This is a genomic window from Sporosarcina ureae DSM 2281, assembly GCF_000425545.1.
In the GTDB taxonomy this organism is placed as follows: domain Bacteria; phylum Bacillota; class Bacilli; order Bacillales_A; family Planococcaceae; genus Sporosarcina; species Sporosarcina ureae.
Genome location: NZ_AUDQ01000004.1, coordinates 184,061 through 209,853 on the forward strand (window position 1 = coordinate 184,061; position 25,793 = coordinate 209,853).

At 41.9% G+C, this 25,793-nt stretch carries 29 protein-coding genes and 1 riboswitch; of the genes, 2 read left to right on the plus strand and 27 right to left on the minus strand.

Going from position 1 to position 25,793, the window contains the following annotated elements; translation table 11 throughout:
• Positions 1-5: 5 nt before the first annotated feature.
• The 26 genes from H605_RS0106050 to H605_RS18595 form a co-directional block, all read right to left on the minus strand.
• Entirely contained in the window at positions 6-1,328 is a 1,323-nt protein-coding gene (locus tag H605_RS0106050) for a TRAP transporter large permease (protein ID WP_029053403.1), read from the minus strand.
• Complete coding sequence (locus H605_RS0106055; RefSeq protein WP_029053404.1) at positions 1,325-1,810, minus strand: TRAP transporter small permease; 486 nt, start codon at positions 1,808-1,810, stop codon at positions 1,325-1,327. The genes H605_RS0106050 and H605_RS0106055 overlap by 4 nt, the downstream gene beginning before the upstream one ends.
• 18 nt (positions 1,811-1,828) lie before the next feature.
• Entirely contained in the window at positions 1,829-2,863 is a 1,035-nt protein-coding gene (locus tag H605_RS0106060; RefSeq protein ID WP_029053405.1) for a DctP family TRAP transporter solute-binding subunit, read from the minus strand.
• Between the two features lie 265 nt (positions 2,864-3,128).
• Positions 3,129-3,902 carry a YibE/F family protein gene (locus H605_RS0106065; protein WP_029053406.1) on the minus strand — a complete coding sequence of 258 codons (774 nt, stop codon included), beginning with the start codon at positions 3,900-3,902 and terminating at the stop codon, positions 3,129-3,131.
• On the minus strand, positions 3,899-5,026 hold the full coding sequence (locus tag H605_RS0106070; protein WP_051210479.1) for a YibE/F family protein: 1,128 nt from the start codon (positions 5,024-5,026) through the stop codon (positions 3,899-3,901). The genes H605_RS0106065 and H605_RS0106070 overlap by 4 nt, the downstream gene beginning before the upstream one ends.
• Positions 5,027-5,160: 134 nt before the next feature.
• On the minus strand, positions 5,161-6,276 hold the full coding sequence (locus H605_RS0106075; protein WP_029053408.1) for a CdaR family transcriptional regulator: 1,116 nt from the start codon (positions 6,274-6,276) through the stop codon (positions 5,161-5,163).
• 75 nt (positions 6,277-6,351) lie between these two features.
• Positions 6,352-7,626: a ribonucleotide reductase N-terminal alpha domain-containing protein gene (locus tag H605_RS0106080; protein ID WP_029053409.1), complete on the minus strand. Its 1,275-nt coding sequence runs from the start codon at positions 7,624-7,626 to the stop codon at positions 6,352-6,354.
• Between the two features lie 173 nt (positions 7,627-7,799).
• Positions 7,800-7,976: riboswitch (cobalamin riboswitch) on the minus strand.
• A gap of 165 nt (positions 7,977-8,141) precedes the next feature.
• Positions 8,142-8,312: a hypothetical protein gene (locus tag H605_RS18845; protein WP_155979477.1), complete on the minus strand. Its 171-nt coding sequence runs from the start codon at positions 8,310-8,312 to the stop codon at positions 8,142-8,144.
• Between the two features lie 375 nt (positions 8,313-8,687).
• Positions 8,688-9,638: a malate dehydrogenase gene (mdh, locus tag H605_RS0106090; RefSeq protein ID WP_029053410.1), complete on the minus strand. Its 951-nt coding sequence runs from the start codon at positions 9,636-9,638 to the stop codon at positions 8,688-8,690.
• Between the two features lie 86 nt (positions 9,639-9,724).
• On the minus strand, positions 9,725-10,066 hold the full coding sequence (locus H605_RS0106095) for a BMC domain-containing protein (RefSeq protein WP_029053411.1): 342 nt from the start codon (positions 10,064-10,066) through the stop codon (positions 9,725-9,727).
• A complete protein-coding gene (locus H605_RS0106100; protein WP_029053412.1) occupies positions 10,041-10,346 on the minus strand; it encodes a EutN/CcmL family microcompartment protein in 306 nt (101 codons plus the stop codon). Before H605_RS0106100 ends, H605_RS0106095 begins: the two co-directional genes overlap by 26 nt.
• A 16-nt stretch (positions 10,347-10,362) precedes the next feature.
• Positions 10,363-11,238 (minus strand): phosphate propanoyltransferase, encoded by an 876-nt coding sequence (pduL, locus tag H605_RS0106105; protein ID WP_029053413.1) that lies wholly within the window; start codon positions 11,236-11,238, stop codon positions 10,363-10,365.
• Positions 11,239-11,271: 33 nt separating this feature from the next.
• Positions 11,272-11,556 (minus strand): BMC domain-containing protein, encoded by a 285-nt coding sequence (locus H605_RS0106110; RefSeq protein ID WP_029053414.1) that lies wholly within the window; start codon positions 11,554-11,556, stop codon positions 11,272-11,274.
• A 23-nt stretch (positions 11,557-11,579) separates the two neighbouring features.
• Positions 11,580-13,049, minus strand: coding sequence for an aldehyde dehydrogenase family protein (locus H605_RS0106115; RefSeq protein ID WP_232321288.1), 1,470 nt, complete (start codon positions 13,047-13,049; stop codon positions 11,580-11,582).
• Positions 13,050-13,122: 73 nt separating this feature from the next.
• On the minus strand, positions 13,123-13,767 hold the full coding sequence (gene eutL, locus H605_RS0106120; protein ID WP_029053416.1) for an ethanolamine utilization microcompartment protein EutL: 645 nt from the start codon (positions 13,765-13,767) through the stop codon (positions 13,123-13,125).
• A 16-nt stretch (positions 13,768-13,783) separates the two neighbouring features.
• Positions 13,784-14,779, minus strand: a complete 996-nt coding sequence (eutC, locus tag H605_RS0106125) for an ethanolamine ammonia-lyase subunit EutC (protein WP_418346787.1) — start codon at positions 14,777-14,779, stop codon at positions 13,784-13,786.
• Between the two features lie 7 nt (positions 14,780-14,786).
• Positions 14,787-16,151, minus strand: coding sequence for an ethanolamine ammonia-lyase subunit EutB (locus H605_RS0106130; RefSeq protein WP_029053418.1), 1,365 nt, complete (start codon positions 16,149-16,151; stop codon positions 14,787-14,789).
• Positions 16,152-16,165: 14 nt separating this feature from the next.
• On the minus strand, positions 16,166-17,611 hold the full coding sequence (locus H605_RS0106135; RefSeq protein WP_029053419.1) for an ethanolamine ammonia-lyase reactivating factor EutA: 1,446 nt from the start codon (positions 17,609-17,611) through the stop codon (positions 16,166-16,168).
• Positions 17,612-17,838: 227 nt separating this feature from the next.
• A complete protein-coding gene (locus H605_RS0106140; protein ID WP_029053420.1) occupies positions 17,839-18,336 on the minus strand; it encodes a EutP/PduV family microcompartment system protein in 498 nt (165 codons plus the stop codon).
• Between the two features lie 12 nt (positions 18,337-18,348).
• On the minus strand, positions 18,349-18,690 hold the full coding sequence (gene eutS, locus H605_RS0106145) for an ethanolamine utilization microcompartment protein EutS (protein WP_029053421.1): 342 nt from the start codon (positions 18,688-18,690) through the stop codon (positions 18,349-18,351).
• Positions 18,691-18,714: 24 nt separating this feature from the next.
• Positions 18,715-19,977 (minus strand): ethanolamine utilization protein EutH, encoded by a 1,263-nt coding sequence (gene eutH / locus H605_RS0106150; RefSeq protein ID WP_029053422.1) that lies wholly within the window; start codon positions 19,975-19,977, stop codon positions 18,715-18,717.
• A 151-nt stretch (positions 19,978-20,128) separates the two neighbouring features.
• On the minus strand, positions 20,129-20,698 hold the full coding sequence (locus H605_RS0106155; RefSeq protein ID WP_029053423.1) for an ANTAR domain-containing response regulator: 570 nt from the start codon (positions 20,696-20,698) through the stop codon (positions 20,129-20,131).
• Positions 20,691-22,121, minus strand: coding sequence for a sensor histidine kinase (locus H605_RS0106160; RefSeq protein ID WP_029053424.1), 1,431 nt, complete (start codon positions 22,119-22,121; stop codon positions 20,691-20,693). The genes H605_RS0106155 and H605_RS0106160 overlap by 8 nt, the downstream gene beginning before the upstream one ends.
• 63 nt (positions 22,122-22,184) lie before the next feature.
• A complete protein-coding gene (locus H605_RS19645; protein ID WP_335695457.1) occupies positions 22,185-22,523 on the minus strand; it encodes an alpha/beta hydrolase in 339 nt (112 codons plus the stop codon).
• Positions 22,524-22,588: 65 nt separating this feature from the next.
• Positions 22,589-23,170, minus strand: a complete 582-nt coding sequence (locus H605_RS19650; RefSeq protein WP_335695456.1) for an alpha/beta hydrolase — start codon at positions 23,168-23,170, stop codon at positions 22,589-22,591.
• 142 nt (positions 23,171-23,312) lie between these two features.
• Complete coding sequence (locus H605_RS18595; protein ID WP_081657863.1) at positions 23,313-23,447, minus strand: YfhE family protein; 135 nt, start codon at positions 23,445-23,447, stop codon at positions 23,313-23,315.
• 131 nt (positions 23,448-23,578) lie between these two features.
• Between H605_RS18595 and H605_RS0106175 the strand changes: the two genes are divergently transcribed.
• Together H605_RS0106175 and H605_RS0106180 are read left to right on the plus strand one after the other, a co-directional pair.
• Entirely contained in the window at positions 23,579-23,968 is a 390-nt protein-coding gene (locus H605_RS0106175) for an OsmC family protein (protein ID WP_029053425.1), read from the plus strand.
• 118 nt (positions 23,969-24,086) lie between these two features.
• Positions 24,087-25,442, plus strand: coding sequence for an S-layer homology domain-containing protein (locus H605_RS0106180; protein ID WP_029053426.1), 1,356 nt, complete (start codon positions 24,087-24,089; stop codon positions 25,440-25,442).
• Positions 25,443-25,498: 56 nt separating this feature from the next.
• Here the strand turns inward: H605_RS0106180 and H605_RS0106185 are convergent.
• Positions 25,499-25,793 (minus strand): integrase core domain-containing protein (locus H605_RS0106185; RefSeq protein ID WP_029053427.1); only part of this gene is annotated, 295 nt, incomplete at its 5' end.

The following is a 25,793-nucleotide window of genomic DNA, read 5'->3' on the forward strand; positions in this document are numbered from 1 at the left end:
TCAATCTACTTGATGTTTAGTAAATCTGGTAAAAATGTAGAGATCTGCGGAATATACGTAATGAGTAACAAGATAATGACGGAGGAGACAACGAAAGGCAAAACCCCTTTCGATATTTGCCCTATTGAAATATTCGATATGCCCGCGGCTACGAATAAATTGAGACCGACTGGCGGAGTGAAAAGACCAATCGCTAAGTTGACTGTCATAAAGACACCGAATACTGTTGGATCGACATCGAACAATAGCACAATCGGCAATAAAATCGGAATGAAAATATAGTAGGCAGAAATTGCGTCGATAAACATCCCGGCAATTAGTAAAATGATATTGATTAACAATAAGATTATAATTTTATTATCTGAAATACTTAACATCACGTCTGAAATCTGCGTAGCAATTTGCTCGGTTGTGATGATGTATGCGTAGACACTCGCCGCACTAACGATAAACATGACGACTGCCGTCTGAATACCTGCCGCAACTAAGATGTCATATAGCTTTTTCAATGTCAGTTCGCGATATATGAAAAAACCGATGAACAGACTATAAAATACTGCCACTACTGCTGCTTCCGTCGGTGTAAAGAATCCACCATAAATACCACCTAAAATAATAACAGGAATTAATAAGCCCCAGATGGCATTTCCGAAGGCTTTAAAGCGTTCCGCACTTGTTGCCGGTTCCATTATGTACTGTTGCGATATCGGACCTTCACGTTTTTCCTGTCGATACCTAACGAACATGGCAGCTATAATAAATCCAACGCCCAATAACAATCCAGGAATGACCCCTGCCATGAACATTCTTCCGATCGATACCGGAACCTGATCGCCCGCCACTACAGCAAAGACGATAAACGCAATACTAGGTGGAATGATGATACCGATTGCTCCGGAACTTGCTACCAAACCGGCCGCAGTTTCCGTTTTATAACCGTTCTTCACCATACCCGGAATTAAAATACCACCTATCGCGGCAACCGTCGCAGGACCTGAGCCAGAAATTGCTGCGAAGAAAATTGCTGTCATAACGGTTACAAATATAATTCCGCTTTTACGATGACCAACCAATGCTTGCGCAAAATCAATCAGTCTTTTGGAAATTCCCGCGTGCTCCATAATGACTCCCGCCAAGATGAAAAACGGAATCGCAAGTAACGTGAATTTCGCTACGCTCGTATACATGATATCTGCAACCAATTCCAAACCAAACAATCCACTGCCTGTAAATAACACCACAATGGATGAGATAGCTAAGGCCACAGCAATAGGCATTCGAAGCATAACTAAAATGAAAAATACACCGAATAAAATGATCGCTGTCATATTAGCTGCTCTCCCTTCCCGTTTTGCTGTCGGAATTCAACAATCGTTACTTGGATGGAGCGAATGAAGCAAAATAGCGCACCGATTGGCATCGACATTGAGAACCACCATTGCGGCCAACCAAGCGATGGCGTTTTCTGTCCCATATCCATCTGATACTGCACCATCTTCAAACCAAAATATAAAAGAATAAAAAATAATAACATCATCATCAATCCAACCAAAATCGTAATAATATTCTTCAGCAACAGATTGCCCTTGTCATAAATCAGAGTAAAGCCAAGATGTGCGTACTTCCGCACACCAATGGCTGTTCCGACAAATGTTAACATCACAAACAAATTGACTGTAATCTCTTCTGTGAAAGAAAATGAATAATTGGCAAATCCTCTGGATAGCACATTAACGAATGCAATGGTGGACATGATGGACAGCACAATCACAACAATCCATTCTTCTAACCTATTGAATATTTTTCCCATACATCCACCCTCCAGTCCTTATTGGTCTTGGAACTTATCTAATAGATCCTTGCCCCAAATATCTTCATACTTTTTATAAACCGGTTGTACTGCTTCTGTAAACTCCGCTAATTCTTCGTCTGTTGGTGCGTAGAACTGCATGCCCGCATCCTTCAACTCACCGATTTGTTTCTCTTCCTTTTCACGTGCCATTTCTACTTGATACTCTGCCGCCTCTTTACCTAACTTCTTCACAAGCTCCTGATCTTCTTCACTCATCGAATCAAACAATTTCTTGTTGATGCCTAGTACTAATGGATCGTAGGAATAGTTCCAAGTCGTTAAGTAGTCTTGTACTTCATTCAACTTAGATGAGTGAATAACATCGATCGGGTTTTCTTGACCGTCAATCGTCCCCTGCTGAAGAGATGTAAAGACTTCAGAGAACGCCATTGTCGTTGGATCGGCACCTAGTGCACGGTACAAATCTGTGTACATCGTGATTCCAGGAATACGTACTTTCAGGCCTTTCATGTCTGCAGGTGATTTAATTTCCTTTTTACTGTTTGTAATCTGACGGAAACCATTCTCGCCGAATCCGAGTAATTCTACGTTCTTTTCATTGAGGATCTCTGCGAGTGCTTCCCCACCTGCCCCATCAAATACTTTGTCTACTCCGTCTTTATCTTTAAATAGGAATGGCGCACTCGCTACACCAAAGCGATCATCTAAGATAGAATAAATAATTGTGGAGTGAAGACTCAGGTCGGTCTGTCCTTTTGTCAAAAGCTCTACACCTTTCCCTTGGTCACCATTTGATAGTTGTTCATTCGGGAAAACTTCAATATTGATACGACCATCCGTTTGTTCTTTCAAGTCCTGCGCTAACTTGTCTGCAGCCTGATACCAAGTAGATGAATCATTAACCGTGACAGACATTTTCAGATCGTATGATTTTCCTTCTGATTCAGCCGCACCATCTGTTGATTCTTCTTTGTCTGACGAACAAGCTGCCAACATCAGCATGGCAGATAAACCAATTGCGCCTAATACACTCTTTTTCTTCATTTTCATTTGTTGTTCCCCCCAGTTTTTTCCAAAAGTCATCTAGATACTTACCGCTCCAAAAGAGTATCTATTCGAAACATTTTGTTAGTACATATAATTCTAATAGTCTGACAGTTTAATTCATATAGACTTTAGCACAATGATATATAGAGAAACACTTCTACTTTTTGTGTCAACGTCTAGTTTCTATAGAAAGCGTCTTTATTTGCTCCTTCTATTATATTAAAATAATAAAGAACATAAAAAGAGGAGCAATTCATTGCTCCTCTTTTTATACTTTATTTAACTTTTCTCTAGCCCTTACTAAATAATATGCATTAATCCAAGAAGCAATCGGTATAACTAGCGCTATGCCAAGCCCCGCGCAAAGTATCAAAATCATTTCTGAACTGAATATCTTTGAATTGACGATATCCCCAATGGAATAGTGCAAATCCTTGAACCAAATGAGCAATGCCAAATATCCACCAAAGAAAGCGAAGAACAATGTATTGGTATCGGTTCCTAAAATATCTCGTCCAATGCTGACACCAGACTTAAACAATTCCTTCTTACTTAAACTAGGTGCATGCTTAAATACTTCGTGCATAGTCGTAGCGATCGATATAGCGACGTCCATGATCGCCCCAATAGTACTCATTATAATGACGGAAGCGCCAATTTTTATGAAGTCTACACCAATATAGAGAGACATACCTGCAATTGCTTCTTCTTCCTCTTCACCAAATCCTTGAATCATTAGTTTTTTGGATATTAATACAATGAAAAACAATAATATACTAATGGTAATCATCGTTGAGATAAAAGCCATTACCGTTTTACTATTCACCTCATTAATATAAAACAAGCTAACGCATCCAATAACGATGCAAGCAATAAATGTAATGAGAATAGGATTAGCGTTTGGATCCAACATAAAAAACATCGTGAAGAAGACAACACCAAAATTAAAAAATAGCGAAATGAATGATCTTGCCCCACTTTTTCCGCCTACCCAGATCATTAACACGAGTAAAATAACCCCGAGCCATACAAGTACATTCATATTCTTGCCCTCTTTCGTTCAATGAAGAAGATGGCTGTATAAAGTCCAATCGGGATCGTCAAGACGATTCCAATCCCACCAGCTAAAGCACGCGCTAATTCCAACGACAGATTCATCGAAAGTGCAAATCCTACGGGAGAAGCGTTTTTCAAATAGAGAATGAGCATGGGGATGGATCCACTTATATATGCAAAAAACAGAATGCTTGTAATGGTTCCCATAATGTCTTTACCAATATCTATGCCAGATGCTTTTAGCGCTTTAACGGATATAGTGTGATCTCTTTCATATAATGCAAACATCGAAGACGACATCGTAATGGCCACATCCATAATGGCCCCGAGTGATCCAATAAACAGCCCCGCCATGAAGATGGTGTGATAAGGACGCGTCAAAAACTGCATTTCTTCATAACGCAAACCATTCCCTGAAGTAATCCAGATGACAAGAGACGTGATGGAAAGAGATACGACTGTTGCGACTAGCGTAGCTACAATCGCGGCATACGTTTTTTCAGTGCGGCCACTGACTAGCAGGAGCGAAATCGTTGTGAATAGCAGGATACAAATCCCGCAAACTACAAGTAAACTGACCTCATAATATTTCACATAAATATCCAAAGCGAATGATAGTACGAGGACATTAATCACAAAGCCTACTATTGCTAATAGCCCTTGCTTATGCCCAACAATTAATAGCGTAAAGACGAAGATCCACGCAACGATTAATACGTATGTATCACGTTTTACGTCTGTGATACTTCCCATCAGTTGTTCTCCAGCAGTAGAATCAATGGAGACAAATACTTCATTTCCTATACGGTACTGTTGATCGTATGCCCCGGAAGAGGAATACTCGTTGGCCAACTGGACTTCTTGGCCTTTTTCTTCTCCGTTCATGATCCTAGCTACGATTTGCTGGACAAATAGTGTGTCTTCATTGCCATGCATATCTGTTACATCGGTTTCTTTCTCTATTGTTGTATCGATCACCTTAGCGATCGGTCGGTCATAAAATGAATGATTTTGATTTACAAATGCAATGGAACCAATACAGCAAAGTGCTAATATCAAAAACAGGGTCCACTGCCATGTTGTGATGTTTCGGATTCTATTCAAAACAATCCTCCTGACACTCTTAGGATAAGACGCAGTTTAATCCTACCATGAATAAGACGTAGAATTGAAAAAAACAATCTGTTTCCTCGTCTAATAAAAAAAGCTCCGATTCCACTATAGGAAGCGAAGCAATTGATCACTTATTTCTTACTCAACGACTGCTCTTCCATTAAACGCAGTGACAAGTATAGTAAGAAGACATCATGCGTACTAGAAACAGATAGTCCTGTTAACTGCTCGACCTTTTGCAGACGATAAGACAATGTATTTTTATGGATATGCAGACGTTGCGCGGTATTTTGCATCGACTGATTCTCTTCGAACCATACCGTCAAATTATTCAGCAAGTCTTTATGATCTTCCAGTGGCGCAACTGTGCGCTTAAGGAATTCCTGCTTGACCAAATCTGGAATGCTCTGCAAAATTATTTCAAGACGCAGTTCATGCTCAAAGACAATATCTCCAGATTCCTTTGCAGCATGGACTGCACGTTCTGCCTGGGCGAATGATTTAGCTAAGTCGAAATACTGTGTGGATGCACCTATACCTGCGACGACTTGTACTTTCTTGCGCCGTTTTATATGAAGCAATAGGAACTCTAACTCGTTTTTTACAGTTTCCTGATTCATTTCAGGTAATAATAATAAGATTTTATTTTGCGCCCAGCGGATCATCTTCATGGAAGGATGGATGTTTTGAATCGACTCAAATGTCTCCATTTCCTCAACGGAGAACTGTTCCAATAGATCCAGCACTTCCAAAACCACCACTTGACTGTAGAGTGTCACGTCGATTCCGAGCAGTGTCCCTCGTTCCATAAATCTTTCATCTTTCTTTGATCCTGTCAGCCAGTCAAAGACGAAGAACTCCACATCACGTACTTTTTCATCCTTCTGCTTTCGTTTCAGGGTGTCTTGGATGAACAGTTCCGCTACGCGTAAGATCAGCTGAGCCTGCGGATGAATCACATCTGGATCACCCGTCACGCCAAGTACGGCGATCGGTTCTTCTTCAATAATGATCGGCAAGACAATTCCTCTACGGACCCCTTGCAGATGCTCCGCTTCCTCGTCTGCCATACGGAGCATCGTTTTCTGGCGCATGCTTAACAGTGCCCCTTCATGGAACTGATTGATTCGATCCGGTTCTGTACTCGCTTGAATGAAGCCTCTTCTATCTGTTAAGATCACTTGCTGCTGTATCAGATTCGATAATTCAGTTACTATTTCATGTCCTAATGTATCAAATTGAAACACCTGTCTCACCTCGGATGAAAACTGCTAGTCATACTTAGTTTACGCCACATCAGTTTCCACTACAATAGAGGTGATTCAGATAAGTCGGACTTCCGGAATTCCACAGCTCCATGCCTTTATGAGCAGCTGTAATAGTTCTGCTGTTTCAATGGTTGCAGACTTCTCTAACGTGACCGATCCGCCTTGATCGGTATGGCGCTGTTCTGCAGTTATTCGGTCGATCATGGCGATTTGCTGTTGTTTTGTCGCTTGGTATATCGAACGATGCATAACCGAGGCCGCTTTGCGCAGAGGAGTATTCATTCCGCTTTGACAGGATGCCACCTCCAAGGAACGATTTATCTCTCGGGCTACCTCTTCAATAAACAGAAGGGCCCTCTCTGAATGTAAAGCAATTTTCTGTTCAGCTATAGCTTTTTCCCATCCTGCCACTTCAATTTGTATCGTACGTCCCCATATACTTTCAATCCCGTTCAGTAAACGTACAAGTATGGTACAAGTACGTGCCAACTCCGTTTCCTGCAGTACGTACGGTAATTGAATATACGAGCATAATACTGCTTTTTCCTGTCGTTCTTTATTAGGAAAATGCACAACAATTCCTTCACTTCCAAGCAGCCGTTTCATCAATCCGATGGCAGAGACTTTTTTATGCCCAATAGAGGAACTATCAGCAGCGTGGGAAAATCTTTCACTGTTGAAGTTGTCAAATGAACATCCAAAAATACGCTCTACTTGTTCAGCATCAAATAAACACCAAGAGCCGCACGCTTTTACTTGTTCCATAAAATGATCGGGTATACGTATATGCTTTTCTTTAACCTTACTTGATAAAAATGATGCTATTCTGTCGTCAGCGATATCCATTGTATATTGCTGGACTCTCGTCTTTCGCTGATAAAACGTCTTACCGAAGAATGACATAACTTCAGCTGGCAAAGTCACATAACCATGGCTCAGCATCCAATATGCTTCCTGTACTTTCTGCAAGCGCTGGACTGTTTCATTTTGCATTGCACCCATTGCTATGAGCATAAGCCTTTCCTGAGGCAGTCCTATCCGCTTATCATGATAATCAGATGTTACGAATTCATTCATATATTGCTGCAACTGTGCAGATGGTATCAGTCGGTCGCGTTCAGCTACAATCTGTAAGCCAAGCCATTTGATTTCACTTGCTGAATAGTTATAGATCCATTGACCGTATAACCCGTCCTGTAACAGTTTCCTTACTACTTGATGAAATCCTGAATACACTGGTCTTCCACGCTGTTGTTCTGCTTGTTTATACAATATCTGCAACAGTGCACGTTCGTGTATACGTTCCTCATTTTGTTCACATAATCTCATGTCGCGGTCTCCTTTCGTAAACAACAAAAAACAATCATTCCGCCTCTTCGGCAAGATGATTGCAATAGTTGTGAATGAGGAAACAAATTCAGGCAACTTTAATATACTCCATACAAAAATGCATAGATGCAGATACCTTTTTTGCTTCCACTCCTCAACCCCCGAAGAAAGTGTCGCTTTGACGATACGTGGCAGGTCTCCTGGCTTCACTTCATCCTTCCGCCAGTGCCTTCCCATGTCTCCATAGTGGCTAATTCTAGCGGTCGTCCGTGTGTACAGTTGCGGGGACAGCTCCGGTTTACGGATTCCCTTTTACACCTTGATAGGTACCAGCGCATCGTGCAAACTCATTTATTTGATTGACTTCATTTTATCATGGATAACGTAGAGGGTGGTAGCGTTTGTTTTCATTAAGAGGGAAGACATAACTAAACAGGGTGCCTATCTAAAAACTACTGTGAGTACATCCACAATCGTTTTTTGCTAGGCACCCTGTATCGAACTTTCTTCATTACTTACATGAGTTGTTGTTCGCATAGACAGCCGCACTCCGCCAATCCTTGAACATACGCTTCTTCCCATGTAATCCCATGGATGAAACCATTCTCTGAGTAACCTGTGATCAAATAAAACGTTTCGTTTTGCTCTGGTAGTGCTGAATTGTTTTGATAGGTGTTGTTTTGCATAAGAATTACCTCCTGGATTTGTATTTTTCATAGTATATGCCTTGTCGGGGAAAAAAGAACATTTTCTTCGCTTTTATTAATAAAAGGCCTATTGATAGCGCTTACATTTTAAAGGCAAAAGGAAATGAGTTCTTTATATATTTCCGAACTAGTGTAATAAAGGCACGTTTAATAAATCTGTGAATTCTGTTTATTGTACCATGCAAATAAATAAAAGTAAATAAAAAAGTTGTGATTCTTTATAAACTTTTGGCAGTTTTTAAGATAAGCTTTGACTTCTCTATCATTTAATGACTAAAATGCGCCAAAAAAACTTCTTCCTACACAAAAATATCTCCCTAAGTCCCCATTACGACTTAGAGAGATCAGTAGTTATTAGGACAACTGCTTTTCGCAAATTTCGATCACTGCTTTAACAGAATCAGCTGACTGATCGAGCGCTGTTTGTTCTTCCTCTGTTAACGGGAGTTCGATTACACTCTCGATACCATTGCCACCCAAAACAGTAGGAACGCCTAAATAGATATTTTGATATCCATATTCGCCTTCTAAATAAGCAATAGATGGCATAATTCGTTTTTTATCTTTGATAATTGCTTCCGCCATCTCTACCAAAGCCGCAGCAGGTGCATAATACGCGCTACCATTACCTAACAACGAGACGATCTCGCCGCCGCCTTTTCGAGTACGCTCCACAATTGCTTCCAATCGTTCATTCGAAATGATTTTATCCAACGGAATGCCCCCAGCGTATGAATAACGCACAAGTGGAACCATATCATCGCCGTGTCCACCAAGGACAAAGCCCGAAATATCTTCTACAGAAATATTCAATTCTTCCGAGATGAACGTATTGAAACGGGCAGTATCGAGCACACCTGATTGTCCAATTACACGATTTTTAGGAAAGCCCGTTGTTTTATAGCAAACATATGTCATCGCATCTACCGGGTTACTTAAAATCAGCACAATGCTGTCTGGTGCGTAACGCTTCACTTGTTCAGAAACAGAACGCATAATCTTCGCATTGGTCGCAACTAAATCATCACGACTCATACCTGGTTTGCGTGCGACGCCTGCTGTAATGATCACCATTGCAGCGCCTTCAATATCCTCGTAATTCGATGTACCTGTGATGCGGGAATTGAACTGTTGCACAGGACTTGTCTGAAGGAGATCGAGTGCTTTACCTTTGGTAGGATTGGAGAGGTCAGGAATATCGACTAATACGATATCGCCTAATTCTTTCTGCGCCGCCATCAATGCGGCAGTCGCACCCGTATGACCCGCTCCGATGACTGCAATTTTATGTCGTTTGAAAGCCATGGAAACCACTCCTTTCTATAGATTTCATTATGACCGAAGAGTTTATGCCCAATAAAACTTCGCAAATGCTCATAGGTAATCCGCCCTCAGTCTTTCTTCGGTGCTTTCTTCGCTTCTATCGCTTTCTTTACTTTCGGAATTTCTGGAGTAGTTGGCACTAGCGGTTTCACCATGCCATATACTGAATCATCAGGACGCGGTATTACATGTGCACCTAGCAATTCACCAACACGCGCTGCCGCATCGCGACCTGCATCCACAGCTGCCTGTACTGCTCCGACATCACCTTGAACGATGACCGTTACAATACCACCATCCACCATCTCCTGTGATACTAACTCCACATTAGATGCCTTTACCATTGCGTCTGCTGCTTCAATCGATCCTATCAATCCTTTTGTCTCAATCATTCCGATCGCTTGACTCATGTATATCACCTCTCTTTACTTCTGTTGAATCGATAATACCAATAATGACCGCGTCGATTGGGATCGGGTTTTCTTTTGGTAATATAAAGCGTGAAGAACCGCCACTCGTAATGAGTACCTCATCACCAACCCCTGCCCCAATTCGATCTGCCGCGACCATATGCGACTGTATATTATTGCCGTGTGCATCAATTGGCTGGATGATTAATAGCTTAAGTCCTGATAATCCATCCTCTTTACGGGTTGCCCATACATTACCAATTACTCTACCCATTCGCATGCGTAATCACCTTTTTCTACTTTCTACTAGTTATCATTTTGCCGAGTTCCCGTGCTGTATCTCTTGCTAGTGCCGTAACAATTGTGCCTTTATTGACGACAATTTCCTTTTCCGAAATATCAGCCACGTCTTCAGCCGACAAAAGTTTTTTGGTGAATTCAAGCGTCTCTGGAATACGTACTACTGGATCAGGTGACTTCGTTGTTTCCGTCGTCGCTTGCATAGGTACCGTTTCTTTTGCGTCATTTGGTTTCACCAGACGCCCAATTGACCCCTGTGTAATGAAACCTGCATTTGCTTCATCGGTATCGATATGCATTTCAAGACGATATCGCTCATTCACCCGAATGCGTACATTGCGGAATGAAATAGATCGGACTCCATCTGCTTCCACTGTGACATATTCCCCGTCTACCACGCCAAAGCGCGTAGCATCTGTAGGTGCCATATGGATATGCGCCTGCGCAATAATCAATCCTTGGTCTATATGCACACTACCTTTTGGTCCAATTAGTGTAATCGGTGCAGATCCTTCTATATTGCCGGATTCCCGAAGCGGAGGCTTGACGCCGAGTTTCATAGCATCCGTAAAGCTGACCTCAACTTGGGTCGCTTTGCGGACAGGTCCTAAAATACGTACGCGTTCAATGCTGCTTTTAGGTCCTGCAATCATCACCGTTTCATTCGCGGCGAATTGGCCCGGCTGTGAGAGCTCGGACCGCTGTGTCAATTCATACCCTGCGCCAAATAATACTTCCACATGTTCAGGCTGTAAATGTACGTGACGGGCGGAAACCGCAATGGGAACCGCTCGTTCCGGCAATTGAACGGGACTTTGCCCTAGCTGTCCAAGGATCTCTCCGACAATCTGCTCAATCAATTGCTGATTCATTTAGTTCACGCCTTTCTACTATGTCAGCAGTGATTATTCGCTTTTTGGTAACATCAGTTCTAATTCATTATGTGGTCTTGGGATCACGTGAACAGATAGTAATTCGCCCACACGTTGTGCAGAAGCTGCCCCTGCATCTGTTGCTGCTTTTACTGCGCCTACATCGCCACGTACCATAACTGTTACAATTCCGCCGCCTACATGTACTTTACCTACTAAGTTTACGCTTGCTGCTTTCACCATTGCGTCTGCCGCCTCAATTGCCCCGATTAATCCTTTAGTTTCTACCATTCCTAATGCTGTACCTTCTCTATTCATAATAATTTCCTCCTAATAGTGTTTTATTTTGAAAGTTGTTTAACAATTTCACTGACTAAATTCTGTACTAATGCTGGATCAATGTTGCTGTTTGTTGAAGCTGATACATTGTTCATCACATTGGATACAAGCTGATCGTTCGAGCTTTCTACTGGCTCTGAGTGCTTCGGTAACTGTACTTCCTTCGTGCCGTATGCCATCCGCTTAATGTTCAGTAAATGCTTAGCTGTAACGTTGTCTGATGTGATGTTGCCGCCGAATGTTCCGCATCCTAAAGTAAATGACGGCATTAAGCCTGTCGTACCGCCAACTGCTCCAATTGACGACATCGTGTTGACCATAATACGTGAAACCGGCATTTCCATAGCAAATTCACGAGCGACTGCATCGATTTCCGTATGAAGCACCAAGCTGTGTCCACGTCCACCAAGGTTCAGCAAGTCAAGACATACTTCTTTCGAATGTTTCACACCATCGACGACATACATAGCGAAAATCGGTGATAATTTCTCCAATGAAAACGGTACATCCTTGCCTACTTTTGTTTCCATCCCGATAATCAAGCGAGTGCCTTCCGGTAAAGAAATACCTGCCATTTTAGCGATGAACTGCGGGCTCTTGCCAACCACTTTCGGATTCACCTTACCAGGCACCGGGGAGATGACACCTTCCATAATCTTTTTCTCTTCATCTGATAAAATATATGCGCCATTTTTCTTCAATTCACGCGTAACGAGATCGACAACGTGCTTATCGACAACAATTGCTTGTTCTGTTGCACAAATCGTACCGTAATCAAATGATTTACTATCGACAATATCTCTTACCGCTTTTTCAATCTTCGCCGACCGCTCGATATACACCGGCACATTACCAGGACCTACGCCGTACGCCGGTTTACCTGAGCTATACGCCGCTTTGACTAGTGCACTACCACCTGTTGCGATGATTAGATTGACATCTTTATGCGACATCAATTGCTGCGTTGCCTCCATTGAAGCCAAAGTAAGACACTGGATCAAACCTTCCGGAGCACCTGCCGCAACCGCTGCTGCATCACATACTTTTAATGCTTCATGTGTACATTCAACTGCATATGGGTGAGGACTCACTACAATAGAGTTTCGTGTTTTCAACGCAATCAATGTTTTGAAGAATGCCGTCGATGTCGGATTAGTCGTCGGGATGATGGCGGCAACTACACCGAACGGAGCAGCGATTTCCACCACTTTATTCAAATGGTCTTCTTTGATGACACCGACTGTTTTCAAGTCCTTGATACTTTCATAGACATCACGAGAGCCAACTTCATTCTTGATTTTCTTATGAGCTGCTACCCCCATACCCGTTTCATCTACTGCCATTTGCGCGAGGCGACCGGATTGTTCAAAGGCCGCGTCAGCTACAGCTTTCACAATCTTGTCTACTTGTTGCTGAGTATAGCCCATGAATTTCTCTTGTGCTTCTTTTGCAGTTTTGACGGCCGTGCGCATTTGTTGCAAAGCCAATAAATCATTATCCACTAATTGAACCAAATCAAAACACTCCTTTCTGCATGCTGAACTATCAATAACTTAACGGATGATCCGCCATGTTCTGTATGGCTTCCCGGAACGCATCGGCTGCTGCCTTACAAGAAGATTGACTACCTGTCAGCAGACCACCGCCAAAGTTTGTTTCGGAGGGAGGTGAATAGAGTACACAAAGTGTGACGTCTGCAGCTTTTAAAGCAGCATCCAAACCGATAACGGCTTCAACAGGTGGTGCAATCAAGTATGCCAACGACTGTCCATCTGGTACATTCGCCATGTCAGCTAAATAACTTCCGCAGCTGGAGATAGTATGCGCATATAACACATGATCTGGATTTCCGTTAATCGTTTCGAAATAGGCTTCATGCTCTATCGTTATTCGAATTGAATCCAGACCACTTTTCACTTCTTCCGGCGACGAACCCGCAATGATTCCAATAAACTCACCGGATAGCGGTCCAGAAGAATGGGCTGAGCCCGCGTAAAAGCTTTTTGCGTAGACCACTTCCACATCACTATGCTTCGTTGCTGCATCAATTGCTGTATAGCCGACGTCATCAATTGTCGTCGTCACTAAACCCAAGCTACGCTGGTTAGGCTTCAATTTATACTTCTCAGCAAGTTCCGGACTGACGTTTGAAATAACTTGCATCGACAATATGTCTGCATAGATTTTCATTTGTCCTCCCCCTTCCTTAATTTTCTTTTTGAACAAGCGATACACCGCTCGCTTCATATTTTAAGATTTTCTGAATAATCGTTCCAAGGAATGCACCTGCTTCAACAGGTGGAATTCCGCCTTTATGGATATTGGAGATGACCATGCGGTCTGCTTCAATCGTGCCATGTCTGGGTTTATAACACATATACGCACTTAGCGACTCTGCGGATACTAGACCTGGACGTTCACCGATCAGCATGACCACAACATCGGGTTGCAATAGTTCTCCGATGTCATCCATCACAGCAACTCGCCCCTTATCGACATAAAATGTTGTGCCCATCTCGATATTCAAGTTGTTAAGTGATTGTTCCAATGACAAGTAGACGTCTTCCAAATTTTCTTCAATTGCTTTCGCACTCAGGCCATTTGATGCAACGATCTGTACGACGGGTGATTTCTTACAGCGCTCTTGGATCAAAGACTTTGACTCGTCCGAAAGCTTTCTACCCAGATCCGGGCGTCGAATGTATTCTTCTTTATCTGCTACTCGGGATTGCACTTGAAATAACCCCAGCTGCTCAAGCAAGTTATCCGGAACTTCACCGTAGACCGCGTCGACTGCTGCCGCATGATCCAGTCGGAACTGTAGCCACGTCTTTGTTCTCGGACGTGAACCCGCTCGCCCAACCCCTATCCTAGCGGGTGTTTTCTTGCGATATTCTGCTAGCTTATCTTCTTCAGAATCTATTTTGGGTTTTGACTTCGTTTTACCATACGCCGTCTTTGGCGTTGGCTTTACAGTGGAAACATTCCGCTTCAGCTCTTCTGTCGTACTATGGAATGTCACCGCTCCACTAGGCGAGCTTTTTACTTTTTCCACTTCCACATGTCCAATAGGTTGCTTCGAAAACAGCTCTACTTTCTGTTTGTTTGTTGGCTGCTGTACTGTTTGACTACTACTTGCAGCCTCCAGTTTTTCCACGACCATTTTTGTGATTTGCTGAATTAATTCCTCATTCAAGTCCATCCACCTCCTATCGATTGAAGAGTGTGAGATCCCCGGCACGTTTACTCAGCATGCCATTTTCATAAATCCCCATCTTTTCAAGCCATTTCAAGTATTCAGGCGCTGGTGTTTTGCCCATTGTCCGAAGAACCGTCGCCACGTCATGGTAGCTCATAGATTGGTAATTCAGCATAACGTCATCGCCCATCGGAGCTGCGATGATGAAGTTCACACCTGCCGCTGATAATAAGATACTTAGATCTTCAATGTCATTTTGATCCGCTTTAATATGGTTCGTATAACAAATATCTACACCCATCGGTAGACCGTGTAGCTTACCCATGAAGTGATCTTCAAGGCCAGCACGGATTACCTGTTTGCTGTTATATAAATATTCCGGTCCGATAAATCCGACAACCGTGTTGACGATGTACGGATCATAATGTCGTGCAAAACCGTAGTTACGTGCTTCCATAGTTACTTGATCCACGCCATAATGGGCTTCAGCGGATAGTTCCGACCCTTGCCCTGTTTCGAAATACAATGTTTGTGGGCCTGTACCGGTCCCCATTTTCAGTGAAAGATCTTTTGCTTCTGCAATTAATTCCGCTGAAATACCAAATGAACGATGAGCTTTTTCTGTTCCCGCGATACTTTGGAAAATCATATCCGCAGGCGCACCTTGTTCAATTGCTTTCATCTGTGTCGTTACGTGTGCGAGCACACAGTTTTGCGTCGGAATTTCCCATTCATCAATGAAATCTTTCGTTGCATTCAACACACGCTTTACACTCTCTACGGAATCATCTACGGGATTGATCCCAATTACCGCATCGCCGATACCGTAAGACAAGCCTTCTTTTAACGAAGTGATGATGCCATCAATATTGTCTGTCGGATGATTCGGTTGCAAACGGGAAGACAAAGTGCCTTTTTGACCGATTGTAATATTACATGTTGATAAGATTTCGATTTTATTGGCCGCGTGTACTAAGTCGAGATTGGACATTAGTTTGGTAACTGCTGCGATGACTTCCGAAGTCAATCCGCGGCTGAGACGCTTTAATTCACGGTCACCTACTTCATTACTCAAAATGTATTCACGTAATTCCGCGATACTCCAGTTCTGAATTTCACCGTAAACCTTCTCGTTTATATCGTTTTCAATAATAAGTGACACTTCGTCGCTTTCAATCGGAATCAGTGGATTGTTACGGATATCACTTACAAGCAACTCACTGACAACGGTTTTGGCAGCAATTCGTTCTTGCACCGTTTCCGCTGCAATTCCTGCGAGGCGATCACCAGATTTCTCTTCATTCGCTTTTGCTAGTACTTCTTTCAGGTCATGGAACACATATCGTTCGCCGCCTAGTGTAGTGGATAAGTTCACGTACGAGACCTCCTTTACGTTGTGTGAAAAGTTAAGGTTTTTACGACGACCGGTACGACGCCTGATGTGAGCGCATTGCCGATATCGATGTAATCACCTGTTTCCACATTGATTTGATCTATACAAATAATGCTTTGTTTCACGTGTAACGCCGCTAATGTTTGACCAATCACTTTAGCATGATCGGATTGAATGACCAGAATAATCGGTTGCTCCGGACATGGCCGCTCGTTCATAATTTGAACAATTGCTTTGGCAAGTTTCTGCACATCGCGAAAACCTAGATATGGAAGGTTGGATAGATAGAGCGCAAAGTTTTGCCCCTCTTTTGCAGAGTCATATAAAGTAACTGCCTGCTGTACCGCATCTTCGAAGTGGAGTAGTCCTGTTTCGAGATTTTCTTCAAAATCATATTGGTAAATCGGGATGTTCTTTAATGGCAACTCATGTGGCGCAACTTGTATCGTAGCCCCGCTAATTTCAGTAGTCTGTGTCCCAGCTCCCAATACAGTCGCTCGTACAGTTTCTACTGGCTCCTGCCAAGTAAAGTGTTGCAGTGATTTGTTTTGCAGTAGTGCTTCCGCGAGTTGAATTCCAATATCGTTGTATTGTGCTTCTTGGACTTCATCAGTCGCATGATGATACATACATTCGGAAATACCACCTGAAAAGACAATCGTATCGACCGATTGTAGCCAGTTTGGTTCATGACCAAGTAACAGCACTTGATCTTGTGCATGGACTTCTTTTTTCAACATGCGTGCCACCGCTTCGGCCATATACGTTGTTACGAATGAAACGGCGGGTGCATTTTGCGGATCACCGACTTGTAACGAATAGCCTTGGTCTTGCAATAACCGTGCGACTGGCGGTGAAATTGTACGGACTATGCCGTTTTCAAATTCGATCAATCTGCCTCCGATATGCATCGTGCAGGTACCAAGAAGTTGTTTGTCTTTGAACACTGCAATATTAGCTGTTCCTCCACCAATGTCTATATTGGCGACTACTTGGCCACTTTTTCCAGACCATTCATAGCTACCTGAACCTTTTGCTGCGATGATGCCTTCTAGGTCAGGGCCTGCCGTTGCTACGAGAAAATCACCTGCTTCATCAGACAAAAGATGTAACATTTCACTGGCATTTCGCTTGGTAGCGGTTTCACCCGTAATAATGACAGCTCCTGTTTCAATCTGAGAAGGTTGGATTCCTGCTTTGTTATATTCTGACCGTATAATCTGTTGAACACCTGCTACATCAATCGTCACTGCATCTTGCAACGGCGTTCGAAACACCGGGCTTTTGTATAGTATTTCTTTGTCTGTAATTTCTATTCTTGGCACATGTGTTGCGCCCGCCACATTACGTAGGGAAAATCGACTGATAATCAGTTTCGTCGTGCTTGTGCCAATATCAATTCCTGCACTGATAATTGTTTCGTGCTTATTGAAATTGCTCACTCCCACATCCCCCTTCTGATTACTTCCTTCTAAGCCTGTTGGAGCTAGACGGCGTCCTGCGCTTTTGATTACATCTAGTTCCGGACGCCAGCTCCTACACTTTTGATATAAAAAAGACGCCTTTACAAACCCGTGGATTTTCCCACGGGATGTAAAGGCGCCTTTGCCGTTTTTATTTACTTGTATGAAATTTACTATATCAAATTCCTACCTACCTGTAAAGAAGATTAGCCTAGAAATATCAAGTGCTCGTCGGCTGTTGACTCGACGTAATGACGCATCGCTTGAAGGTCGTTCAGCTTTGTCAATTCCTTAAGATGTCGGATTCCCATGCCCGTTACAGAAGAAACCATGACGATGGGTCCTTCGCTCATGACAGTGTTTAGCATCCCAAGTGAACGGTCTATATCAGCTTCCGGGAGATCGCATTTGGTGATGACACCAATCGGCAATTTTGGGATTCCCATGCTGAAACCTGGTGGAAAGATAATCTTTTCGCTCGTTGCATCTTGCAAATACAGTACGTGCGTCACTTCAAGCGCGGTAGCCATAATATTTTTGTAGAACATTGGATTTTCTGTGTATTCTCCCGGAGTATCAACAATCCAATCATAATAACTGAGCGTTTGCGTTTTGAAAGCTTCTACTTTTCGGCCCAATAAAGCATTCGTTAATGTAGACTTTCCGGCTCGTACCGCACCGATTAGCATTGCCTTGTTTCGCATCGTCCTCACTCCTTATGATTTTGTAATTTCAGATGGTGTATAACTTAACTTCTCCGATAAAAAACGATTAATCTCAAGCATAGCCATCTCTACTTCTGAGACACTGCCTACAATGACGAGGCTACCTGTAAATCGATCAAGAAATCCAATGCGGACATTCGCTGCTTTCGTCGCCAAGTCTCCTGCAATAATAACTGTTTCACTTGGTGTACACGTAAGAATACCCAAGGCGCCAGCTTCCTGTATACCTAACTTCTGAAACATATCTGGATCAGGATTAGCAATCAAATGGCTAAGTGTAATCTGTTTTCCTGGAACGAATTCCTGTATAAACCGTTTCTTTTCTTCGCTCATCATACACACTCCCTGTTTATATTTTTATGCTTTAACGGCAGGAGCTTCTGTTTCAGCATCTTCGTACTCGCCTTCGCGAATAATCCCTGCTTCACGATCTTGCTTTTCCAACTTTAATGCTGTTGGTACAGACAGCTTGAATGCAATGATAACTGCGATGATTCCCGCACTCAGTTTACCTAGTATAACCGGTAAAATAATATTCGGCTGGAAATTCGCTGTGAAAGATAAATGATCACCCAGCAAGAATGCCGCGCATACTGCGAATGCGATATTGATAACTTTGTCTTTCGGTCTCATATAACGAACTAATGAGAACATCGCCAATATATTCGCGACAGTCGCAAGTAGACCGGCACTACCTTCAGGTGAAAGTCCAATCTTCTTTCCAGCGGCTTCCAAAGGTGTCCCCATATACTTTCTGATCAAGTAAATCATTGGGAATGCACCTGCTAACATAATACCAATATATCCGGCCGTTTCAAGCGCACGGAACTGATCAGCTTTATCCGCCATAATTGGATCGAATCCCCACACACCAAAGATTTTAGTGAAGATACCTGTAAATATTTCAACGATAGAGAACACTAGCACAAGTTTAATAGCTGCATCCATCATACGGCCAAACAACATAAATCCGTTAATCATAATACGCGGGACGAACTTCAGTCCTACCGCAATTAATACAACAAATAGTAATAATGGCAATAAATTTATGAAAATCTGTAAATAACCAATTGCAAATTCATAATTAGATGTTGCAGTCGTACTGATTACATCACGCACATCCGTATTGAACAAGACAACTAAAACAGACGCAATGAAAGCACCGATTGGAATTGTCAGTACACCCGACATGATACCAAGCGCCATATATTTATGGTCCCGTTTATCAAGCATTGCGAGACCCATTGGAATGGAGAATACAATGGTTGCTCCCGACATGAAACCGACGATTAACGCCATGATCCATCCTTCATTTGTTACTTTTAATGCTTCCGCTAACTGATATCCACCCATATCTGAAGCTAGAATCGTTGTCGCGGCAATTGCCGGATCTGCCCCGATCGAGTTAAAAATTGGACCAATAAATTTACTGATGAACCACGTTAAGTATGGAATCGATGCCATAATCCCTGCTGCGGGCACGAAGATATGTCCTACTGCGTGTAATCCAGACATAAATTCCTTACCTAATCCTTCTTCAGGATTTTTTATTGAAGCAAATGCCCCTGCAATTGCACAGGCCATGATGATATATACAATGACTGTACCAATCATTTCCATCTAAATTTCCCCCTCTTACTATCCTATTGTGATATTATGTTCGTGCATTAATTCACTAGCCACCACCTTTAAATCTTTATACAATTCGCGAAAAGAACACAAAAAGACGCTTAAAGAATGTATCTCTTTAAGCGTCTTTGCTTAGATCTATTCACTTGTGCAAATCTATAATTTCCATGGCAAGTGACTCCATTGTCATTTGCCGTGACATACTTGTATCACGCATTTTTTTAAATGCTTGTTGCTCGGTTAAGTGCTCTGTACTCATCAGTATACCTTTTGCCCGTTCCACAACTTTCCGCTTTTCCACTTGCTGCTTCGCGTGCTGAATGCTGTCCTTTAGCCGCTTGGCTTTACTGGATTGGTGAAGCGCCACTTCAATTGCAGGAATTAAATTAGCTTCAGAAATAGGTTTAACTAAATAACCGACCACACTGTCTTGCTGGGCTTTTTCCACAAACTCCTTTTGACTGTACGCGGTAATGATTAAAATTGGTATATCCAATTGCTCTCCAATGATTCGGCTCGCTTTCAGCCCATTCATCTTCGGCATTTTAATATCCATCAAGATTAAATCAGGCTTATGCAAAAAAGCCAACTCGATCGCTCTGTCTCCGTCACCAGCTTCCCCAACGACTTCATAGCCATGGTCTTGCAAGGTCATTTTCAGGTCCATGCGAATAATTGATTCATCTTCCGCTATCAAGATTCGTTTACTCATCAAAAGTTTCCACCTCCGCACCCACTGGAAAACTAATTACTGCATGAGTCCCGACTTCCCTAGGCACATATAGAAACTCACCATTCAAGTCATTGGTTACCAAATTGTGGATAATTTCCGTACCAAGCGAAGTTTGCGGATTCTTCATTCCAACGCCGTTGTCGGAAACATGAAGTTCCACAAAATCATGATCTACGATAAATTCCACATCAATAATCCCTTCTTCTTTGCCTTGAAATGCATGCTTTAGGGAGTTTTGTATGAGCTCATTAATAATCAGTGCCATTGAAACCGCTTTCTTAGATGTTGTTATTATTTTATTGTTATTTGGCTCAATAATCAAGTCTACTTTTAAATTGTATTCATTTAGCACCATCGTGGAACAAATTTTCCTCGTTAAATTTATAATATTTACATCATCGTCGTCTGCATCTTCCTTCGTAAGGATAATTTCATAAACTGAGGAAATACTGTATATCCGGTTAAGCGTTTCCTCAAAAGCAGATCGATTTTCAACCGGCATACCATTACGCATTTGCAATCTTATTAAGCTTGCCACAGTTTGCAAATTATTTTTAACTCGATGATGAATTTCTTTAATGACGACGGATTTCATCATCAATTCTTTTTCCTTTGTTCGAAGTTCAGTAATATCCTGGACAATCAACAACGTTTCTTGAGATTTGTTCTTTTCATGCATCCTTATTTTTTTTACAATTAAGCTTTTATCTTGAATCGTCATCTCAAAGACAAATACATCTTCTTTCTTCTCATACACCGCATGCAAAAACGGTAATATTTCCAACAAGTTACGATTTAGTACATCGTCCCTGCCACTCATTTCAGAAATCAGTTTCAAACCCGAAGGATTCGCGTATATTAACCGATTACTAGCATCCGTTAAAATAAGCATTTCCATCAATAAGTCTGAGACTACGCCAAGTCCCGAATTCGTCATTTGGTCTTCCGCCGTTTCTGTAACTACCGAAAACCTTTTGATGTCGTCAACCGATTGCGGTGAAGTGACTCGTTTCTCAGATACCAATACACCGATCACTTGATGAAATGTGTTCTTAATGGGTACTACAGTCTGATGCACAAAGATACCTTCTTGCGTCATTGCCTGCTGTATGATGGATTTCTTTCCGTTACGATAGGAATAAAATACACCTGGTTCAAAAGATTCAAAAACAATCTTTCCAATAACTGAGTTATTATATAGCGGTGTACTACCAACTGGAAAAGCTTCCGCAACGACAATCGCCTGATTACTTGGTTTTAATTTACAATCGATAAACATATACGAATCAGATAGATCTGCATAGGTTTGTAAGCTAAACGCCATCTCCTGGAGTATTTTCACATCTTGACTAGTCAGTTCCGTGTGCTGTTTACAAAGTTGTTCTACTGTTGCTTTTATCAATACGCCACGACCTTATATCGAGGAATGCTACTTCCCCTACTTTGTAAAAATAGTATAGGACGGTTAGCGAGAGAGGTCAATTGACAGGTTCGATGTCGACCAATGTTTTTCAAGGAATTCATCCACCTTTCTCTTATACGCTTCCTGATCCATCACGAATGCTTCACCGTGATTGGCATCATCTACTAAAAACAATTCCGTATCGCTTTTTGTCTTCTCATACAGCTCTTTTGTCATCTCTGTCGGCACGAACGTATCCGCATTACCATGGATATATAGGATCGGTACAGTCGCACGCTGAACCGCGCTCAACGCATCCGCCTCCTTCAATGAATATCCTGCTCTGGCGCTCGTCAGTAAACTCATATTGTCGAGTAAAGGGAAGGCCGGTAAATGAAACATTCGATTCAATTGATAGGCAAAAAGCTGATAAACAGATTGATACGGACTATCTGCGATAATTGCTTTTACTTGTTTCGGTAGGCTTCACCGCTCGCCATCAATACCGTTGCAGCACCCATAGACAAACCGTGATAGAGCACTTGTGTGTGAGTACCCATTTCTTTGACAAGCAACTTCGTCCAATCCATCACATCTAGACGATCAGGCCAACCAAATCCATAATAATCACCACCGCTTTTTCCATGTCCTCTAGCATTTGGCAGGAAAATATTATAGCCGAGTTCCTCATAATAATATTGACCGTATAACCCCATTTGTTTGGCATGTCCTAAATAGCCATGTGTCAGAATCACCAATTTGTCGGTAGGCTGTTTAGCAGCTAAGTAATAACCCACCAAATCTACACCATCTCTTGAAGTCATATGCATTTCTTTAAACTCCTGTTTATCTACCCAGTCCAGCCAGTCTCCATTTAAAAACACGTCCATGGTTTCGGCCGATACTTTCAAATCTGCGTTGCCTGTTAGGAAATCTTTCGGACCACGCTTAATTGCCAAGTTATAAAAGAAAAAACTTCCCGCTATTTGAAAAATGACAAAGAAAGCAACTAGTAAGACGATAACCTTTTTCCATCCAATTTTCTTCATTCTATATCCTCGTTCTCTTTGTATAAGCATTTACTCTTAGTATACAGCGATTGCGAAGAATGCGTCAGGTCTATTTCATGAGAAAAACCCCAGTAGTTGGATTACAACTACTAGGGAACGCCTCATTTACTATTTTCGTTTCTTACTTCTTATTGTTTTCTAGCTCGGTAGCCTTATCTGCCCGTTTGTAATCTTTGGCATACAACACTTCCTGTGCGGATGAAAGGCCGTTGTTCTTATCAGTCAGTGTTTTGTGTGGCTGTTTGTTTTCACTCAATTCTCAACACTCCTTTCCATCTTACGTTTAGTCTTCCACAAATTCATGATATTAAACATAGAGAGTCAGTTATCGTTCTTTGGTTTTCTTGATGAAACAACGTATACTAACAGCATAAGGGGCTGATCAACATGAATTTCCATATGACAAAACACGGTTTTGATACGGAGACAGAATTCGGTACATTACACATTTCATCAAATGAAGAAAAAGGGTTTAGGCCTTATCAGCTGATGGTTGCATCGATCGCAGCTTGTGGTGGCGGTGTCATGCGAAAAGTCCTTGATAAAATGCGCATGCCAGCAGAAGACATTGCAATTGATGTAAAAGAAGTGGTGCGTTCTCAGGATGATGCCAGTCGATTGATGAAGATCCATCTTCACTTTACTGTTATCGGATCGGACGTTACAGATGAAAAGATGCCCAGAATTATGGAGCTGACGGAGAAGAATTGTTCTATGTTGCAATCCGTAATGGGTTGTATCGATGTAGTGAAAACATACGAGATTGGTACAAAGTAAGTTCCAAAGACCCGACAAGAGAGTTCTCCCTTTTGTCGGTTTTTTATGTTTAAAGGCCCTTATTTTTCCATTTGCAATTCTGTATAATGAATAGAATACCTAAAGGAGGTCTACCTATATGAAGAATAAACTAATCGGGTTGTTAGCAGTTTTCTTGATTTTCGCAGCAACACCATTCCAGGCACAGGCTGCCACACAATTTTCTGACGTAGAGAAGCATTGGGCAAAGAAAGAAATTATGTATTTAGCTGACCGTAATATCATCGGAGGTTTTCCAGACGGTACTTTTAAGCCAAATGATCCCATTACACGGGCGCAGGCATCTTCCATGCTCATAAAAGCATTGAAAATTCCATTGGTTAAAAATCCTACAGTGCAATTTAAGGACGTCTCGAAAAAATCTTCCTATTATCAAATTCTAGCAACAGTGAATGAAAAAGGCATCATGCGTGGTGATAATGGTTTCATGCGTCCTGGTGAAGATACTTCACGTGCACATATGGCTGCGATCATTCGTCGTTCATTTAACATACCTGTCGATAATCAAGCAACATTTGTGGACGTATCCCCGACACATTGGTCATTCCCCGATATTAACGGGATTGCCAAAAAAGGAATCACCGGTGGTTCAGAAGGTAAATACATGCCGACTAACTCCGTTACACGTTCTCAGTTCTCAGCATTTTTAGTGCGCGCACTAGACGACTCTATGAAGCTTGATGACTATCATTCTTATGTAAGTGTTAAAGGTAAAACGATTGAACAAAACAGCTTTATTTATACCATTGTAAAAGATAAAACATCTACTAAGTTATTTAAAGAGAATAAAAAGGCAGGTACACGTTCAGCAATCTTGGATAGCGCGACTATGCCAGATAACGGAATCAATCGAATACTGCTCATGTCCGGCTATCAAATGGTCCTATACAATGATGAAATATTCATTCCGTATTGGAACTCGATCAACGCAGGAAATAAAATGCCTGCAGGTTATAACTTAGTGAAATTAAATGTTAATGACTGGAGTTATACAATTGGTAGTATTCCAATCGATCAAAAGTTCCGTAATATGTTCATTTGGAACGATCGGATCTACTATACACTTGAAAAGAACAAGGACCGTGTTTTCGATTCCAAATTCGATCCTACTACTCCATTGGATGATCCGTTGACGCTGTATTCAGTTGCAATGGATGGGAAAAACAAAAAGACCTTATTGAACTTTAACGCGCGTGTTATTTTCGATGAAGTGGAGGCTACTACGAAAACCAATCAAGTAAGTCAAAACAATAAGTCTGTAGCGTTCGATCTGTCTACGATGTATTATTTCAACAAATCAGGGGTGTATAAATATAATCTGTTAGATAAAAAGACAAGCAAGATTTCCAATGTTCTTGCGAAAGATATGGAAGTTACCGCCACACAGTTAATCGTGACGGATCAAGCAGGTAAGAAACATACACTTAAGAAATAAAAAACGGCATGCCTTAGACTGACCTAGCGATATGAGACACATATAAAACACCATGATTAGGCTGCTTTGACACCATATTTTATCGGTGTCAGGTAGCCTAATTTTTCTTGGATACGTTCTTCATTATAATAATTTAAATAGGCAATTACTCGTTCAACTACAATATTATTGCGTAATGAATTAAATTTAACGTATTGAAATTCTTCAGATTTCAGACTCGAATGAAATGATTCAATCACCGCATTGTCCCAACAGTTTCCTCGACGTGACATGCTGCCGATCAGGTCGTTATCCTTGATATAGGCTTGATACGCGTATGACGTATACACACTCCCTTGATCCGAATGTATA